Here is a 16,737-nt window from a genome sequence, read left to right as displayed (position 1 = left end):
AGCCTTAGCCACATGCGCAGCGTCATCGACAACTGGCGCGACGACTACAACCACCACCGGCCTCACAGTACCTTGGGGTACCTGCCGCCGGCGGTGTTCGCCGCGCAGTGCCGCCAGCTCGCTGGCGGCACTGCGCAATCAACCAGACCCATTACGATTCAACCCCAGGGCTCTGAATCGTCGTGTTGCTGATCCAGGGGGCAGCGCAGGGGGCCGAAAGCCGGGACGAGCGAGGGTGTGTAAACGCCCCGATCCCCACACGGAGCGCTTCAAACGCTTCACGCGGCGTTCTGCGCAAGAACGTCGATCTAGGTTGACGAGCCGTTCGAACTGCGGACTTGTTCTAGATGAGACAAGCCCAGCGGCCTCCGGCCGCAAGTGTCCCGCTCGCGCGTGCCCCAAGCTGCCGGAGGCGGCCTCTTGGATGGTAAATGTAGAAGGGAACGTCATGGCCCCTCACAATAGAGGGGACCTCAAGTTCCGTCAAGGGTATATCGCGACCCCTTATGGTCCGAAGTGCTTGCGTTCTTCTTTCGCGACGTCGAGCTTTGTCTCGCCGGAAACGACCTTCCAGAAGTTCGATACCTTCTTCGCTACGCCATAGGCGAGGGAGCGGTCCGCTTCGGGGCCTTCGTCCGCGAACTCGTCTCGCACCGTGATTCCGAGGATCTCCTCGTACTTTCGAATCGTCCGCTTGCTGTGAAGTAGCACGAGCACCCGCCAGCCGACGTAATGGCCAAGCATGTACATGCCGATGGCCGACTCGAGTTCTTCGAATGAGCCGTTGAAGTTTTCAATCGCGTATTTGATGCGGTCCGCAGCCTTCGAGCTTTGCTCGGGCGACATCAAGTGGACATCACGCTTCTTCTTGGCCATGGTCGGCAGCATAGCAGTGAGGGAACCCTGTGTGCCTGCCCGAGTTGCCCACCGCGCCGGTCGGTTCGTCGCAAGCGCCGCCCGCCGCCGTGGACAACCCTACGCCGCGCTAGATCTTGACGTACCGCCAGACCTTCAATCCGAGTGCCAACGCCGCGCGCTTCGCCGTTTCCTTGTCGCCGAAGGCAGGAACTTGGTGTAAATCGAGCACTTCAAGCAGTTCGAAAACACCCGGCTTCAGCTCGGGCCCGAAGCTGAATTTGTACCAACGGACTTTCGATTCGGTGGTGGCAAGGAGGTAGCTCATGAGCAGAAGCTTACCTTCCTGCCGACCTCCTACAAAGCTTTGGCTACCCCGCCCTGTTGGGCGTCACCCGCCGATACGCACAATAGGTTGCCACCCCAGCAAGGACTGCCGCTGGCCATTGAATCGCCGCTGCAAGAACAGTGGTCCCAGCCGCCACCACTAACAGGACTGTCCTAGCTCTTGGCGCTTCGATTTGACACGCGCACGCGACTGCCAAGGAAAGCAGGAGGACGGCCAGCGCTGTGAGCAGAACGAAAAACCAAAATGTCTCGGGAGCAGAGAAGGCGTATCGCAGCGCCTCACCCACCGTCCGCGTGTCAATGGTGCTCGCTGAAAACGGACCAAAAAGGAAAATGAACCAAGTGCCAAACGGGGCAACCGCAGCCAGCCCGAAGAGAAGACTGGCAATGCGATGGGCGCGGAGTGGTCCTGACATGAATCCTAAGTTCTGAGTTGGTGTAAGCGAGCCCGCGCGACAGTTTTGCATAGCAGCGCGTTTCTACAAAGTGGCAAAAGGCCACTCGACAGGGCTCGCCTAAAGACAGGACGGTTTGTAGATGGATAAGTGGGCTAAGTGATTGGCCGACAAGGAAAACCAAGGCAGATTGAAAATCCGCGTGTCGGTGGTTCGATTCCGCCCCAGGCCACCAGAATCGTGAGCCCCAGTGCCCCGCAAGGGTCCTGGGGCTTCGTGCTTCTCGCGGCGTGCATGCGGCTTGGCGATGCGAGTATCGCTTGAGGGCCGCTACCTTCGGTTTTTGTCACGTTTCCGGCTCCGGCCTGCAGACGCACGCAGATCGGTTGCTGGGGCCGTGCTCTCCCCGACTGCGCGAAAGCCTCGCATGGGTTCCGCCTGCAGGATGTGAGCATGGTGAGTTTCCGAACCCCCGGCCACGCGACGGGCCGTTGTCGCCGCGGATGGGGAGGGCTAGGGCGCGTGTCCTCGGTGTCGCCCGCGGGGATCCCGGCACCGCGTCGGGCGATGGCGCTGCCGTTGGGCGCGAACAATGAGAGCCCAACCGAAGCCGGGCGATCCCGTTTTCCCCGGGAGCGGGTCGCACGCAGGCTTAGTTGCCCAATTGCGGAGTAAGCCCGTCGACGTGCATCTCGGCGTACTCGTTCTTGCTGTAGGGACCCACCACGGACTCAACGAGCTCACGCACCTCACTGAGAGACTTCCCCTCCCAGATGCAGACCCCTAGGCGATGGTCCCCGGTTGCCGCGTGAATCGGCAACCTCATGTGGGTGGGAAGGCCCTGCTCGAGTGCTTTAGCCTCGGCCGCCTGGAAACCCTCCGGGTCGTGGATGTGGTGAATGACCGTGATAAACATGGTGTGCCTACCTTTCCCGTCTACGAAATGTGATCGGCATCGGAGGGAATAGCAAGGGTGGTTTTCGGACCGCCGTACTCGTGTTCTTGAGGTCCGGCCGCTGATGTCGCCGTCGAAGCCGCGCTCGCGGATCTCCCGTAGCAGCACAGTCGCCCGAACTCAGCGGGTGCGCGCCTGGATCGTTATTTTTTGGCGCTAACAGCCTCCCGCTCATGCGCGATGCTGTTGCCCCCCATATGCCGCAGGCGCATCATCCCCGGGCCATGTTCCTTGAAGGAGGTGTGCCATGTCGACTGCCAAGTCACACTCGCGTGCCGCGGCCCTGCTGGTCCGGGCTTCGGTCTTTGCTGGGTTGCTTGTGGCTGCCGCTTCGCCTGTTGCCGCACTCGCGCAGCTGCCCATCAGCAGCACCAGCACGAACCCCGATGGCGGGGATCCAGGCGATTTCGCCGCCGTCACGCAGTGCAATGGCGCACCGCAGAAAGGTGTTCTCTTTCGCAACAGCGAATCGGAGCCACATCTTGCGGTGAACCCGACCGCTCCAACAAACATGATCGCCGGCTGGCATCAGGATCGCTGGAGCACTGGCGGCGCACAGAGCCTGGGCGCCGCCTACACCACCGACGGCGGGGCGACATGGGCGCCGGTGCAGATCCCGTTCACCCGGTGTTCCGGCGCGGCAGCGCGTACGGCCGGCGACTACGAGCGCGCCTCCGATCCGTGGATCACCTTCGGGCCCGACGGCACCGCTCATTACATGGCGCTCGTTACCGACAACACCGTGAGCGAGAACGGCATGGTGGTTGCGCGATCCACGGACGGCGGGGCGACCTGGTCGCCGCCGCTCGTGATCGCCCGCTCACCGGCGCAGGATGCCAACTCGAGGTCCTTGTTCCATGACAAGAACACCATCACGGCGGATCCCCTCGATGCTCGCTTCGCGTACGCGACCTGGACCGTATTCCGCACCGGCATCGTGTCGCTCGTGTTCTCGCGCTCCACCAATGGCGGCCTCACCTGGTCACCGCCCCGTTCGATCGCGACCATGGGCGCCGTCACCCCGGGTGAGCAGGCCACGTTCCGGCAGGGCGCGCAGATCGTCGTCCTTCCGAACGGGACGCTGCTGAACGCGTTCTACCGCATCATTTTTGATAACAGAACGGCCCAGGCGCGGCTCGAGCAGGCGGTCCTGCGTTCAACGGACCAGGGCCGCATATGGACACGGGTGGATACCCCCGTCGCCACCTTGCAGCAGAAGTTCGCTGTGGACCCGGAGGCTCCGTTCATTCCGGTGCGCGACGCCGGCGCCTTGCCCAGCGTCGCGGCCAGCCCGGTCGCCAACCGGGCGTACATCGCCTGGCAGTCGACGAACAGCCAGGGTGGCGTCGGCGTCTACGTCTCGGTGTCCAAGGACGGTGGCGGTAGCTGGGAGACACCGACACGGGTGAACCAAGGCACGACGGATGCGGTGCAGGCCTTCTTGCCGACGGTTGCCGTCAACCAGGAAGGCATCGTGGGCGTGCTGTTCTACGACTTTCGCAATGACGTACTCGGCGATCAGCCACTGAGCACGGATGTTCACCTGTCTCTGTTCGATGCGGACCTCAACTACCTCGGTGAACGCCGGCTGACGCCGCAGTCCTTCGACATGCGCATGAGTGCCTTGTCCGTGCGGGGCTATTTCCCGGGCGACTATATGGGACTGTCGAGTGCCCTCAACGATTTCGTCGCCGCGTTCACGACCACCAACAACGTGGGCGCACGCGCCGCCTGGCCCCCGGCCGTCGAGGGCGTTGACAGCCGCGACCGCCAGAGCATCGTGTTCGTTAGGCAAACGCCTTGATTGCCGAGGTGCCGCGTCTTCGGCGGCGTTCCCCGCCGGGAGCGTGCGATCACTCGGTCCGAGAGCACAACTCGAAAAAGGACCAGCGACCTGCCAGCCGTGGGCGTTCGGTTCCGGTAGCAGGCTCCGGTGGCAGGTCGCAGCCATGGAATGCGCTTGCATCAGGCAGACGGATTACGAGCCTTCGCCCTTAGCCTCTCACCGGAGGTCCGTGAGCGGGCGGTGAGGATGGTGCAGGAGCACCGGGGGGAGTACCCGTCGTTGTGGGCAGCGGTCGAATCGACCGCGCCGAAGATCGGCTGCGTGCCGCAGACGCTGCTCGAATGGGTCAAGCGGGTGGAGGTCGATTCCGGCCTGCGCGAGGGCATCACGACCTCGGAGGCGCAGCGCGTCAAGGACCTGGAACGCGAGGTCAAGGAGCTCCGCCGGGCCAACGAGATCCTGAAGCTGGCGAGCGCGTTTTTCGCCCAGGCGGAGCTCGACCGCCGACTGAAGTCCTGAACGATTTCGTCGACAAGCACCGCGCAGCCCACGGGGTCGAGCCGATCTGCAAGGCATTGCAGATTGCCCCGTCGGGGTACTGGCGGCACGCTGCGCTGCTGAGAGAGCCCGCCAAGCGCTGCGCACGGGCTCACCGGGACGAGACCTGACCCCGCAGATTCAACGCGTCTGGCAGGCCAACATGCAGGTCTATGGGGCCGACAAGGTCTGGAGGCAACTGGCCCGCGAGGGAACGGTCGTCGCCCGCTGCACGGTGGAGCGACTGATGCGGCGCCTGAGCCTGCGCGGCGTGATGCGCGGCAAGGTGGTGAGGACCACCGTCAGCGACAACAAAGCGCCATGTACGCTGGACCGGGTCAACCGGCAGTTCCGGGTAGAGCGGCCGAACCAGCTGTGGGTGAGCGACTTCACCTACGTGTCGACCTGGCAAGGCTGGTTGTATGTGGCGTTCGTCATCGACGTGTTTGCGCGCCGCATCGTCGGCTGGCGTGTGAGCAATTCGATGCGAACGGACTTCGTGCTGGACGCCCTGGAGCAGGCCCTGTACGCCAGGCAGCCCGAGCGAGACGCCGGTCTCGTTTGTCACTCCGATCGCGGGTCGCGCAAGGCGGATTCAACCGGTCATCGCAACACTTTGATCATGAAGGTGTTTTATGGGACGACCTGCAGGGTGGATGTTGAAGTTGACGGGGCGATCGGCGATGCGCTCGCCAGGTGCGCCGTCGCTTCGGCGTGAGATGGAGCGGCGGTTCTGCTGAACCGCTCCGCGATCGGCACGTTGGTTGAGCGATCGAGCCGATTCACAATGCTTGTGCACCTCCCTCGCGAGACCAAGAGATTCACGCCGTTGCCAATGCGCTGAACACCAGGCCCCGAAAAACACTCGGCTGGAGGACACCAGCCGAAGCCTTGAGTGAATATCTAAAATCCAGTCAACAACCCGGTGTTGCGACAACCGGTTGAATCCGCCCAGCGTTTTCTTCTGGAGCGAAGCAACGCCGCTGTAGGTACGCCAGCTACATGCATCCCAGTCACCCCAGTGCCCAAGTAGTCTGCAGCGTCTGCGCGTCCAGAATCCGGATCGCCCCGTACTCCAGTTCGACAATGTGGTCTCGCTTTAATTGCGTGAGGATCTCATTGCAACGTTGGCGAGACACATCGGCCAGGTTGGCCAGTTCCTCCTGAGAGATTTGAAGGAAGCGAACACCTAGCGGGTTGATCAGCGGATCCACCAGTCCCGACAATGCGCGCGCCACCAGTTTTTCGGCGTCGAGGAGCCGGCGTGCCGAAAGCGCGTCCAGGAGCCAGTGCATGCGCTCATTCAGCTGCCTGAGGAGAAACTCGTTAAAGCTAGGTTCGGTTTTGCGAAGCCATGCAAACGTTTCGAACGGCACCAGGGCGACGCGACTTGGCCGAAGCGCAATCAGCTCCGCATTTCTTGGTCGACCTCGAAGAAGGGTGCCTTCTCCGAACCAACTGCCCACTGACTGTCCACCAATGGTCACGCTGCGTCCCTCCACGGAAAGCACGGACCACTTCAGAAGACCTGCGACGACCCCGTACCAGTAGTGAGGCAGTTCGCCCTGCGAACCCAACGGGCAGTTAGCCCGCACCTCGTGGTCGAGCACCGTTCTGCAAACCTCGCTCCGACCGCTCTCGCTGAGCGATTCAAACCAGGGCGAATGCTCGAGAAGCTCGCGGCTATCTGCAAATTCCACCGCCGGTGCCCGCATTGTTCGCGTCATGCTGAATCTCACTCACATAGCCCCAGGGGACGCTACACCGGCGCCGCTACAAGCTGCGGATCGGCTGGCGCTGCACAAATCGCATTCCCATGGTTAACCCTAGCCACAACTGTCGCCTCCAAGACAATGTCCGACGAGTGGACGTCGGCATGATGCTTTCGCAGTCGACGTATACGGCTGCAGCAAAGGATGTGGGATGCTCCCAAATCAAACTTTCTCCCGTCGGCACGCGTTGAACCTGGTCGTAGGCACGGCGGCGGGCCTCGCCTTGCCGGTGCACGGGCAGGCCGAACAGTTTCCCCGCGGTCCACTGCGGATTGTGATCCCCCTGGGCGCAGGAGGCGCGGCCGATGTGGTGACACGCCCGTTAGGGATGGAACTGGAGAAGTCGCTCAAGCAATCGGTGATCGTCGATAACCGGCCCGGCGGCCTCTTCGTCATCGGCTTACAGAGTGCACTGTCAGCTCCAGCCGACGGGCACACACTTTTTTATCTCTACAACAGCGTCGTCTCGGTACAGGCTGCACACAAGCAATACGATATCCTGCAGCAGTTGACCCCCGTGTCCCAGCTCATGACCATGCCGATGGTGCTCATGGTCCCAGGCAATTCGCCATTCCGGACCGTGGCCGATCTCGTCGAGTTCGGTCGCAAGAACCCTGGAAAACTGAACTACGCATCGTTAGGGCCTGCCAGCACTGAACATCTGAAAGCTCTGCAATTGCAAAAAGCGGGAGGATTCCAGGCGGCGCACGTACCGTACAAGTCCGGACCGGAAATGATCAAGGCCCTGGTGGCAGGCGAGGTCGATTTCGAGTTTAACGGCATGCCGTTTGCGATGTCGTTCGCTCCAAAGGGGCTGGCGCGTGTGCTGGCCGTGATGGAGCCACAGCGCGCAACGGAATTGCCGAGCGTGCCCAGCATCACCGAAACCGGCTTTGACGTAGGCCCCCTGAGCTACTGGGGCGGCTACGCGGTACACGCTGCCACGCCACGGCCGGTCGTCGAAAGGTTGCATTCGGAAATTGCGGCCGCCGTCCGTACGCCCCTCCTGCACGAGCGCTATGCACCGCTCGGTGCGGCGCCGAAAGCCAGCGCCTCGCCTGCCGCCTTCAGCCATCTGATCGCCCAGGAGCTTGCCTGGGCCCAAGAGATGACGAAAGGCTTGAACTTGGCCGGCAAGTAGCTCCCAAGGCCAGGTCTTCCGGGTGGGGCTCGCGCTCCGGCGCACTGATCCTCCGAGGCCGAGTCCACCAGCCCGGCGGTCGTTTCAAATTCGAGAACTCGCATGAAAGTGAATTTCATAGATACGACCCTGCGTGACGGGTCCCAGAGCCTTTGGGGTTTGCGCATGACCACCGGAATGATGGAGCGGATCGCATCACCGCTGGACGGGGCCGGGTTCAAGGCGGTCGAGGTGCCGGTTGGCCCGCTTTTTTTCAAGAAGTTCATTCGCGACCTCAAGGAAGATCCTTGGGAAATGAGCCGGATGGTGGCTCGCACGATGCCCAGAACTCCCAAGGCATGCATGGTGAATGCGTTCGTGCATCCGTTTGAACTGCGTCCGCCACGCGCGGTGATTGAGCTGTTCTACAAATTGGCCGCTTCGATGGGTGCTCTGAACAGGGCTCAGGTGAACTGCAACAACATGGACCAGCTCGCGCGCGATTTTCCCTGGTTCATCCAATTCCTGAAGGGATTGGGAATGGAAATTGCGGTGGCACTCACGTACCACATTTCGCCGCGGCACACGGACGAGTACTACGCCCAGCTCACACGCGACGTCGCCGCCTACCAGCCAGACTCTATTTACATCAAGGATGCCGGCGGTCTGCTGACGCCCGAGCGCGTAGCCACCTTGGTGCCGGCGATTTTGAAGAACGCCGGTGCAATCCCTCTTGAACTTCACTCGCACTGCACCACGGGCATGGCACCCTACTTCTACCTAGATGCGGCGAAGCTTGGCACGCGCACGCTGCACACGGGGCTGCCGCCACTAGCCAATGGTCCCGGGCAGCCCGGGATCTTTGCCACCGCCAAGAACATTCGATTGATGGGCGGCATCGCACAGATCGATGACGGGCAGGCACTGCGCGACGCTTCGCAGGCCCTGGCCGACATTGCCGTGCGTGAAGGCCTTCCAATCGGCGCGCCGCTCGAATATGACCACGCGCAGTTCGCCCATCGAATTCCGGGTGGCGTCATCTCCAACCTGCGTCAGCAGCTCAAGGAGCTCGGTATTCAACATCGGTTCGAGGAGGTGCTTCAAGAGGTGGTTCAGGTGCAAAAGGAACTGGGCTATCCGATCATGATTACGCCGTATTCGCAGTTCGTGGTCACGCAGGCCGCGATCAACATCGCGACCGGCCAGCGCTATAAGTTGATCACCGACGAGATTATTCGCTTTTCGCTCGGCGCCTTCGGCAAAGACTCCGGTTATGAGCATCAGGACCCTGGCCTGAAGGACCAAGTGCTGTCACTGCCGAGAACGCGCGAAATCGCCGCCGAACTCGCCCAGGCCTCGGACGGAGAGGTCTCGATTCGAACGCTTCGGGCACGGCTTGATGCCAGCGCACTGTCGGACGAAGAGTTCCTTCTTCGCTACATCATGAAAGGCGACAAGGAGCTGTCACTTATGCGAAGGGCTGGCCCTTACCGTCGCTTCGATGAGCGCCCGCAAAGCTCGATCCTGGCGCTGTTGAACGAGCTCACGGCCACTCGACAAACCCCCTACATCAGCGTCAGTAACGGCAGTGACTACATAACGCTCGGGAAACACTGAGGACTGGACAGAATGACGGACACCAACAACAAGCTTCTTGAACAAATACGGGAAATTTCGCTGATCATCGATCGGGTTGAGAAGTCGCGGTTCGACTACCTTGAATTGCAGATTGGTGATTTGCGAGTTTGCATCGGCCATCCTCCTGCGCGGCAAGCTGCGCCGCAGGAGCGTTCTTTCGCCATGACGGCCCAGGCAGGTTTGCTCGCCCCGCCAGTCGCAACCTCCACCCCAAACCCCGCGCAGCCGGCTCCCGCAGCGCAGGACCGCGGCGCGGATCCTGGCGGCGAAGGGGTCCCCGTTCGCTCGCCCATGATCGGCCGCTTCTATGCCAGACCCGAACCCGGGGCTGATCCCTTTGTCGAAGTCGGGGCTCTAGTGACCGCTGACACGACGGTCGGCCTAATCGAAGTCATGAAAGTGTTCAACGCTGTCGCGGCGGGCGTTGCCGGAACCGTCACGGGCGTGGCGGTTGCGGACGGTGAATTTGTCGAGTTCGATCAGCCGCTGCTGTACGTTAAACCGCCCGCATGAATTCCATTAAAAGAGTGCTTGTCGCAAATCGAGGCGAGATTGCGCTGCGCATCATTCGCGCTTGTGAAAAGCTGGGCATCGAGTCCGTGCTGGCGGTCTCCACTGTGGATCGGGACAGCTTGCCCGCCAGGACCGCCACCCGTGCCGTCTGCATTGGCCCGGGAGAGGCTTCGGGCAGCTACTTGAATGTAAACGCGCTGCTGTCCGCGGCCGACGGTCGCGATTGCGACGCGGTTCACCCAGGCTACGGATTTCTCTCGGAGTCGCAGACCTTTGCCCAAGCCTGTGAAGACAAAGGCCTTCGCTTTGTGGGTCCGACTTCGAAGCAAATCGGCGCCATGGGCAACAAGCTGCAGGCGCGCGCCCTTGCAGTTCGCTGCGGCATCCCGGTGCTGAGTGGCACGGAACGCATTGCATCGCTCCAGGAAGCGCTCGCGGAGGCCGAACGCGTGGGATACCCCGTGATGTTCAAGGCCGCGGCCGGTGGCGGGGGGCGGGGAATGAAAATCGTCCCGCGACAGGAAGAGTTGCGGTCCGCCTTCGTCGCTGCGTCGAATGAATCGCGGTCCGCCTTCGGCGACGACACGCTGTATCTGGAGCGCTACGTCAGCAATGCGCGTCATGTCGAAGTGCAGATTCTCGGCGACGGAAAAGGGCATGTCGTGCATCTGGGCGATCGAGACTGCTCGGTGCAGCGGCGTCACCAAAAGCTCATTGAGGAAGCCCCGGCGCCCTTCCTCTCCGAGGAGTTGCATACGCGCATTTTTGCTGCCGCGCTGAAGCTCGGAAGGGAAATGAGCTACCGAAGCGCCGGCACGGTCGAGTTTCTCGTGGATGCAGACGCCGAGGCGTTCTATTTTCTCGAAATGAACACGCGCATCCAGGTGGAGCATCCGGTAACGGAAATGGTGACTGGCATCGACCTCGTGGAGCAGCAACTCCGCATCGCCGCGGGTGAAGGCCTGCAATTGGATCAGGCGGACATCACGTGCCGGGGGCATTCGATCGAGTGCCGCATCAATGCCGAGGACCCCGATCGAGGGTTCGCGCCCAGTCCTGGCGTGCTCTTGCGGTGGGAGCCGCCGGCTGGCGCGCACATCCGCTTGGATAGCCATTGCACGACAGGCTATAAGGTGCCGCCACATTACGACTCGCTGCTGGGAAAGCTCATCGTCACGAGCGACACCCGGGACAGCGCACTGGATTTGATGGGCCAGGCACTGGCCGGGTTCGCGGTGGAGGGAATCCACACCACGATCCCATTCCTGCGGCGAGTTGTTGGTGATGAACGATTCAGCGGGGGCCAGATCAACACGCGTCTACTCGACGCCCTTCTGGTGAAGACCTGATGCCTACAGCTTCCGCACAGCTGCCATTGCAGGAGGGCGACGTTCTGTGGCGGCCAAGTCCGGCGCAATTGGCGGCAACTCGCATGAGCCAATACCAAACCTGGCTGGCCCAGAACACCGGCCGGGAGTTCTCGGACTATTCGGCCCTGTGGCGTTGGTCGGTGGACGAGCTCGAGACGTTTTGGCAGAGTATTTGGGAGTTTTTTGATGTTCAGGCCGACGGTGGCATGGAGCCAGTGCTCACCACCCGCTCGATGCCGGGCGCGCAGTGGTATCCGAAGGCGCGCCTGAACTATGCAGAGCATGTTTTCCGTCAAGCGAATGCCGATCGGCCGGCGCTGATCTGCCGAGCCGAGGACGAGCCGCGGAGAGAGATCTCCTGGGCGGAGCTCGCCAGCACCACCGGAGCGATGGCCGAGTTCCTTCGCCGTGCAGGTGTTCGCGCAGGTGACCGGGTGGCTGCGTACCTTCCGAACCGAGACGAAGCAGTGATCGCTTTCCTTGCGTGCGCCAGCATCGGCGCGGTGTGGTCCAGCTGTTCCCCCGACATGGGGCCGACCGTGGTACTCGATCGGCTGCGGCAGATCGAGCCGAAGCTGCTGATCGTGACCGACAGCTATCGATACGCTGGAAAACTGCACGACCGCGTAGAAGTGGTGGAGCAGCTGCTCGCGCAGCTGCCTAGCGTGCGAGCAGTGATCCATGTGGACGGCCCACTGGCGTCGACCCGGCCCGTCACCTGGAACAATTGCATAGCCTGGAACGATTGCCTGGCTAGGCAGTGCGAGCTCGTGTTCGATCGCGTGCCCTTCAGTCATCCACTGTGGATCGTGTACTCGTCCGGCACGACCGGCCTTCCCAAAGCCATGGTCCATGGTCATGGTGGGATCGTCCTGACGCACCTGAAGACGCTGGGACTGCAACATGATCTCCGAGAAGGCGAAAGGCTTCTGTTTCTTGGCAGCACCGGGTGGATCGTCTGGAACTTGCAGGCTGGTGCCTTGCTGGCGGGTGCGACGGCTGTCCTGTACGACGGGCATCCCAGCTACCCAAACGCAGACGCGCTGTGGCGCGTTATCGACCAAGAGCACGTCACGCTATTCGGTTGTGGCGCGGCCTATCTCACGAACTGCATGAAGCAAGGTCTGCGCCCGGGTGAGGTCGTGGCGCTCGAGAGCCTGCGCTCCATCAACTCGACCGGCTCACCGCTGCCACTCGATTGCTATGCATGGGTCTACCAGGCGGTGAAGCAAGACGTATGGCTGGCGTCCGTCAGCGGTGGCACCGATATCGCCTCGGGGTTCGTTGCGTGTGCTCCCATGCTGCCGGTCACCGCTGGCGAACTTCAATGCGCCGAGTTGGGCGTCGCGGCGTACGCATACGATGAGGCGGGCCAAGCCGTCCTGGACCGAGTCGGTGAGCTGGTGATCACACAACCCATGCCCTCGATGCCGCTGTTCTTCTGGAACGACCCCAAGGGAGCGCGATACCGCGAAAGCTACTTCGGCGTTTACCCTGGGATCTGGCGACATGGCGACTGGATCCGTTTCACGCCGCGGGGCACGGCGGTTATTTACGGACGCTCCGACAGCACGATCAACCGCTTCGGTATCCGGATGGGGACAGCCGAAATTTATGGCGTCGTCGAAGCGCTGCCGGAAATTTGCGACAGCCTCGTTGTGGACCTGGAGTATCTTGGTAGGCCTTCGTTCCTTCCGCTCTTCGTAGTGCTCAGCCCCGACTGCACCCTGGAGCCCGGATTGAAGGCGCGGATTAAAGAGGAAATCCGCAACAAGGCCTCTGCAAGACATGTGCCCGACGAGATCTATGAAGTAGATGAGATCCCCAGGACGCTCACCGGCAAGAAACTGGAAGTTCCCGTGCGCAAGCTGCTTCTGGGCGTGCCTCTTGATTCGGTCGCCAGCCAGGATTCGATGGCAAACCCCGCCAGCTTGGCCTATTTTGTGAAGTTCGCCGCCGGACTGCAGCGTTCAGACCGCGAGAGCTCCCGTCAGGGCGAAACGCAACCCCGTAAGGCTCCTGAGCTTGGCCAGAGCTGAAGCCGACGCAAGGACCCGAAGCATGCAGAAAGCGCCTACTGTCATCCCCGACCACGACTGCGGCTGGATCCGGAACACCGACCAACTAATTGAGCACATTGCCGCAATCCAATGCGTCCCCGGTTGGATTGGGCATGAACGTCCACTCATGTGGAGCCGGCCGCGGTCCCGCTTCGTACCAGCTCACTGGGCGTACCGCCGCATCAGGCCGGCGCTCCAGGCGGCCGGGCGTGTAATTGGTACCGACCAGGCCGAAAGACGCAACTTCATCCTGCGCAACCCGGTCGACGGGAATGACTTCGCCACCACGCCGACACTGATCGGTGCATACCAGTCGATCTTGCCAGGTGAGCGCGCGAGGTCACACCGACATTCGCCACATGCGCTACGGGTAATTCTTGAATCAGTCGGCTGCTACTCCGTTGTCAACGGCCGCAAGCATCCGATGGAAAACGGCGATGTGGTGCTCACACCAGGCGGGTACTGGCACGGTCATGGCCACGAAGGCGCGGAGCAGGCTTATTGGTTCGACTGCCTTGACATCCCGCTGGTGCACTTGCTCGAGCCTATGTCTGCCGACGAGCACCCTCAGCAGTGGGAGGCAGCGATCGAGGAGGCGGCGGAGTCGCCCATGCGCTTTGCGTGGGCGGATACTGCCAAGCTGCTCGATCTGCGGGCTGAACGGCAGGAGGAGGCCGCTGCGTGCCTGTTCGGCACGACCATCGAACTGACAGCCCCCTCCATGCCCACCATCAGCATCAAGGTGCATCGAATGCCTGCCGGGTGGTCTGGGCTTGCGTACCGTCACAGCGCCAGTTCCATTTACGTCGTACTGAAGGGACGCGGACACAGTCTTATCGGCGAGCACGGCTTCAATTGGGAGTTCGGCGATGTCCAGGCTGTACCGATGGGACTCCGGCTGCAGCACCGTTCGGATGAGGAGTCCGTCATCATCGAGCTCTCCGACGAGAAGCTCATGCGCTATTGCCAGTTCTATGCGCTGGAACAACTCAACAAGGGCGAAACACCGCAGTGACAATGCTTGCAGACCGAAGCGCGTTGCCTGTGCTGGTAGTAGGCGGCGGCGTGGGAGGCGTATGCACAGCGCTCGCCCTCGGGCGCCAAGGCCGGCGGGTGCGCCTGCTTGAGCAGGCGAATCAGATTGGCGCCATCGGCTACGGAGTGCAGATTGGGCCGAACGTGTTGCCGATGTTGGAGCGTCTGGGTCTCGCGCAGGCAGTCCTGGCCAAGGCCTATTTGCCAAGCGAAATCCTGCTGTACGAGCTAAACACAGGAGAGAAGCTGATTGAAATTCCTCTCCGCACGCCCCAGTTCGGGCGCCGGTATGCGAATTCCCCGTACATGGCGATCCACCGGGTGGATTTTCATGAGCTGCTGCTGGCCGCCTGCCGGGCGCACCCGAACATCGATCTGAACCAGTCGACCACAGTGGTCGCTTACCGCAATGCGTACGACAGCGTCACCGCGGTGACTGAAGACGGTCGAGCCATCGAGGGCTGCGCCCTCATCGCTGCAGACGGGTTGCGCTCGCGCCTTCGCGCGCAGATGCACCCGCAGGACAAGCCACGCGAAACAGGCTATGTAGCGCACCGCACCATCTTGCCCATGGAGAGGGCACCCGAGCCGGCGCGGCGCCGCAACGGCGTCACGATGTGGACCGGTCCGGGATTCCACGTCATCTATTACCCGCTGCGCGACCGCTCGGAGCTGAACGTGGTGGTGGTAGTGAAGCTTGCGCCCGAAATGGGTTCGGGCGGCGAAGCCCACCGTGAATACTTGACCCGAATCATGCGCTGCGCACAACCTGAGGCCCGTGACGTCATCGCTGCGGTAAACCTCGCTCGTAGCTGGACCATTTCCGATCGAAATCCTGTTCGGCGCTGGGCAGACGGTCGCGTCGTGCTGCTCGGGGACGCGGCGCACGCGACTCTGCAGTCCCTCGCGCAAGGCGCCGGCATGGCAATCGAGGATGCGGTCTGCCTGGCAGAGCTCCTGCGTCAGGTCGACGGCGACGAATACCCGGCCGCATTTCAACGCTTCGAGTCGATGCGTCTGCGGCGGACCGCCCGGGTGCAACTCGAATCGCGTGCACTGTGGGAGATGTTCCATTGCGCCGACATCGACGCTGAGGTCCGAACCGCAGCGTACCGCGCCCGCAGCAAAGAGGACTTCTACCGCTGTCTGGACTGGCTTTGGACTGCCATAACGCCGGCCTAAATCGATTGCTGCAAGCGCAGGTCTTAATGCCAGGCGATTCTGGCCGGGGTAGGGACAGCGTCGAGGGTCCCTCTGCCGCGGGAATGGATCCGCGGGATCCGGTGGTGGCAGCACTCAGCTGCCACCACCGGATTCGATCACCACATCGTGAAACCCGTTGCGATCCCGGAACTGATGGCCGTCTGGGCTAGCGTTCGCGATGCAGGGGACCGACTCCGGCCGGGCAGGTGACTTTGCAGGCCGCCAGACGGTGCCCACGTGCCCACGGCGACCGTGCCTGTTTAAGTGCGACGCAAAGCGAGTGTCAGGCGACACGTAAAACTGCCCCCCTGGCGACATTGAGAACTGACCCCCTTCTTCAACGAAGGAGGTTCTATGGAAGAGTTAGTCCAAGCTCCACAGGTCGTATCAGACCGTGGGGGCGAATGGATGTTGGCGCCGCAGGAAGTTCAAAAGATGCTGGCGCTGCATGCGCTGGGCTGGGGGTCCAAGCGAATCAGCAATGAGCTGGGGTGTAGTCCTGCGCGCCGGCGGATGGCGGCCGATGGACACGAGCCGACGCAAAGGCGTTTTGACACCGCACACGCAGTGGCTCGCCGAGCGCATACGGCGTCACCGGGGCAACGCAGACGTCGTGCGGCAGGACCTGGTGCGAGAGCTGGGCATCGAGGTCAGCTTGCGCACCGTCGAGCGCGCCGTGCGGCCGCTGCGCCAGCAGATACATGCCGAGGCGGTTGCGACGGTGCGCTACGAGCCGGCTCCTGGCCAGCAGCTACAGATCGACTTCGGCAGTACCTCCGTGGTGGTTGCTGGGCAGCCTCAACGCATTCACCTGTTCGTCGCCACCCTGGCCTACAGTCGCCGGTGCTTCGTCACGGTGTTCCTGCACGAGCGTCAATCGGCGTGGCTGCATGGTCTTGAGGAAGCCTTCGCGCACTTCGGTGGTTTGCCGCACGAGATCCTGCTGGACAACGCCAAGGCGTTGGTCGTGCAGCACGATGCCCGCACGCGCGAGGTCAAGTTCAACGAACGCTTCCACGCGTTCTGCGTATGCGTGCGGTGATCCCATCTTGACCGCGTTGCGGCCGGAGGATCAACGAGTCAGCGTGCCGAGGGTGTCCAGCGGTGCGGTAGCAGCTCGTCGATTCGGCTGGCCGGCTGCGTCGGCAGC

General features: G+C 62.2%; 13 protein-coding genes, 2 pseudogenes and 1 other annotated feature. Of the genes and pseudogenes, 12 read left to right on the top strand and 3 right to left on the bottom strand.

Features of this window, described 5'->3' with window-relative positions:
• A partial coding sequence (locus JI739_RS24655) for an integrase core domain-containing protein (RefSeq protein ID WP_236590029.1) occupies positions 1-192 on the top strand: 192 nt, incomplete at its 5' end.
• A gap of 312 nt (positions 193-504) precedes the next feature.
• Here JI739_RS24655 and JI739_RS24025 read toward each other — a convergent pair.
• Positions 505-876 carry a hypothetical protein gene (locus JI739_RS24025; RefSeq protein ID WP_201686561.1) on the bottom strand — a complete coding sequence of 124 codons (372 nt, stop codon included), beginning with the start codon at positions 874-876 and terminating at the stop codon, positions 505-507.
• A gap of 109 nt (positions 877-985) precedes the next feature.
• Entirely contained in the window at positions 986-1,183 is a 198-nt protein-coding gene (locus JI739_RS24020) for a hypothetical protein (RefSeq protein ID WP_201686560.1), read from the bottom strand.
• 1,617 nt (positions 1,184-2,800) lie between these two features.
• Here JI739_RS24020 and JI739_RS24015 point away from each other — a divergent pair.
• The 3 genes and pseudogenes from JI739_RS24015 to JI739_RS24950 form a co-directional block, all read left to right on the top strand.
• Entirely contained in the window at positions 2,801-4,357 is a 1,557-nt protein-coding gene (locus JI739_RS24015) for a sialidase family protein (RefSeq protein WP_201686559.1), read from the top strand.
• A 150-nt stretch (positions 4,358-4,507) separates the two neighbouring features.
• A pseudogene (locus JI739_RS24010) lies at positions 4,508-5,462 on the top strand (IS3 family transposase); the annotation flags it as partial.
• Positions 4,813-4,929, top strand: a sequence feature (AL1L pseudoknot). Its footprint overlaps the pseudogene before it by 117 nt.
• A gap of 150 nt (positions 5,463-5,612) precedes the next feature.
• A pseudogene (locus JI739_RS24950) lies at positions 5,613-5,821 on the top strand (hypothetical protein); the annotation flags it as partial.
• A gap of 68 nt (positions 5,822-5,889) precedes the next feature.
• Here JI739_RS24950 and JI739_RS24000 read toward each other — a convergent pair.
• Positions 5,890-6,603, bottom strand: coding sequence for a Crp/Fnr family transcriptional regulator (locus JI739_RS24000; protein ID WP_236590028.1), 714 nt, complete (start codon positions 6,601-6,603; stop codon positions 5,890-5,892).
• 232 nt (positions 6,604-6,835) lie between these two features.
• Here JI739_RS24000 and JI739_RS23995 point away from each other — a divergent pair, with 232 nt between their 5' ends.
• The 8 genes from JI739_RS23995 to JI739_RS23960 all read left to right on the top strand — a co-directional run bounded on the left by JI739_RS23995 (position 6,836) and on the right by JI739_RS23960 (position 16,629).
• Complete coding sequence (locus tag JI739_RS23995) at positions 6,836-7,789, top strand: tripartite tricarboxylate transporter substrate binding protein (RefSeq protein ID WP_201686558.1); 954 nt, start codon at positions 6,836-6,838, stop codon at positions 7,787-7,789.
• Positions 7,790-7,891: 102 nt separating this feature from the next.
• A complete protein-coding gene (locus JI739_RS23990; RefSeq protein WP_201686557.1) occupies positions 7,892-9,385 on the top strand; it encodes a hydroxymethylglutaryl-CoA lyase-like TIM-barrel protein in 1,494 nt (497 codons plus the stop codon).
• Positions 9,386-9,397: 12 nt separating this feature from the next.
• Positions 9,398-9,919 carry an acetyl-CoA carboxylase biotin carboxyl carrier protein gene (locus JI739_RS23985; protein WP_201686556.1) on the top strand — a complete coding sequence of 174 codons (522 nt, stop codon included), beginning with the start codon at positions 9,398-9,400 and terminating at the stop codon, positions 9,917-9,919.
• Positions 9,916-11,268 (top strand): acetyl-CoA carboxylase biotin carboxylase subunit, encoded by a 1,353-nt coding sequence (locus JI739_RS23980; RefSeq protein WP_201686555.1) that lies wholly within the window; start codon positions 9,916-9,918, stop codon positions 11,266-11,268. The genes JI739_RS23985 and JI739_RS23980 overlap by 4 nt, the downstream gene beginning before the upstream one ends.
• 20 nt (positions 11,269-11,288) lie before the next feature.
• Positions 11,289-13,328: an acetoacetate--CoA ligase gene (locus JI739_RS23975; protein ID WP_435531640.1), complete on the top strand. Its 2,040-nt coding sequence runs from the start codon at positions 11,289-11,291 to the stop codon at positions 13,326-13,328.
• A gap of 22 nt (positions 13,329-13,350) precedes the next feature.
• Positions 13,351-14,364 (top strand): cupin domain-containing protein, encoded by a 1,014-nt coding sequence (locus JI739_RS23970; RefSeq protein WP_201686553.1) that lies wholly within the window; start codon positions 13,351-13,353, stop codon positions 14,362-14,364.
• Positions 14,365-14,366: 2 nt separating this feature from the next.
• Positions 14,367-15,566, top strand: coding sequence for an FAD-dependent monooxygenase (locus JI739_RS23965; RefSeq protein WP_201686552.1), 1,200 nt, complete (start codon positions 14,367-14,369; stop codon positions 15,564-15,566).
• Positions 15,567-16,110: 544 nt separating this feature from the next.
• Entirely contained in the window at positions 16,111-16,629 is a 519-nt protein-coding gene (locus JI739_RS23960; RefSeq protein ID WP_201686551.1) for a DDE-type integrase/transposase/recombinase, read from the top strand.
• The last annotated feature ends 108 nt before the right edge of the window (positions 16,630-16,737 follow it).

Source organism: Ramlibacter aurantiacus (assembly GCF_016722895.1).
Lineage (GTDB): Bacteria > Pseudomonadota > Gammaproteobacteria > Burkholderiales > Burkholderiaceae_C > Ramlibacter > Ramlibacter aurantiacus.
Note: the sequence above shows the minus strand (reverse complement) of the source record. Positions and strands in the feature narration are given on the sequence as shown.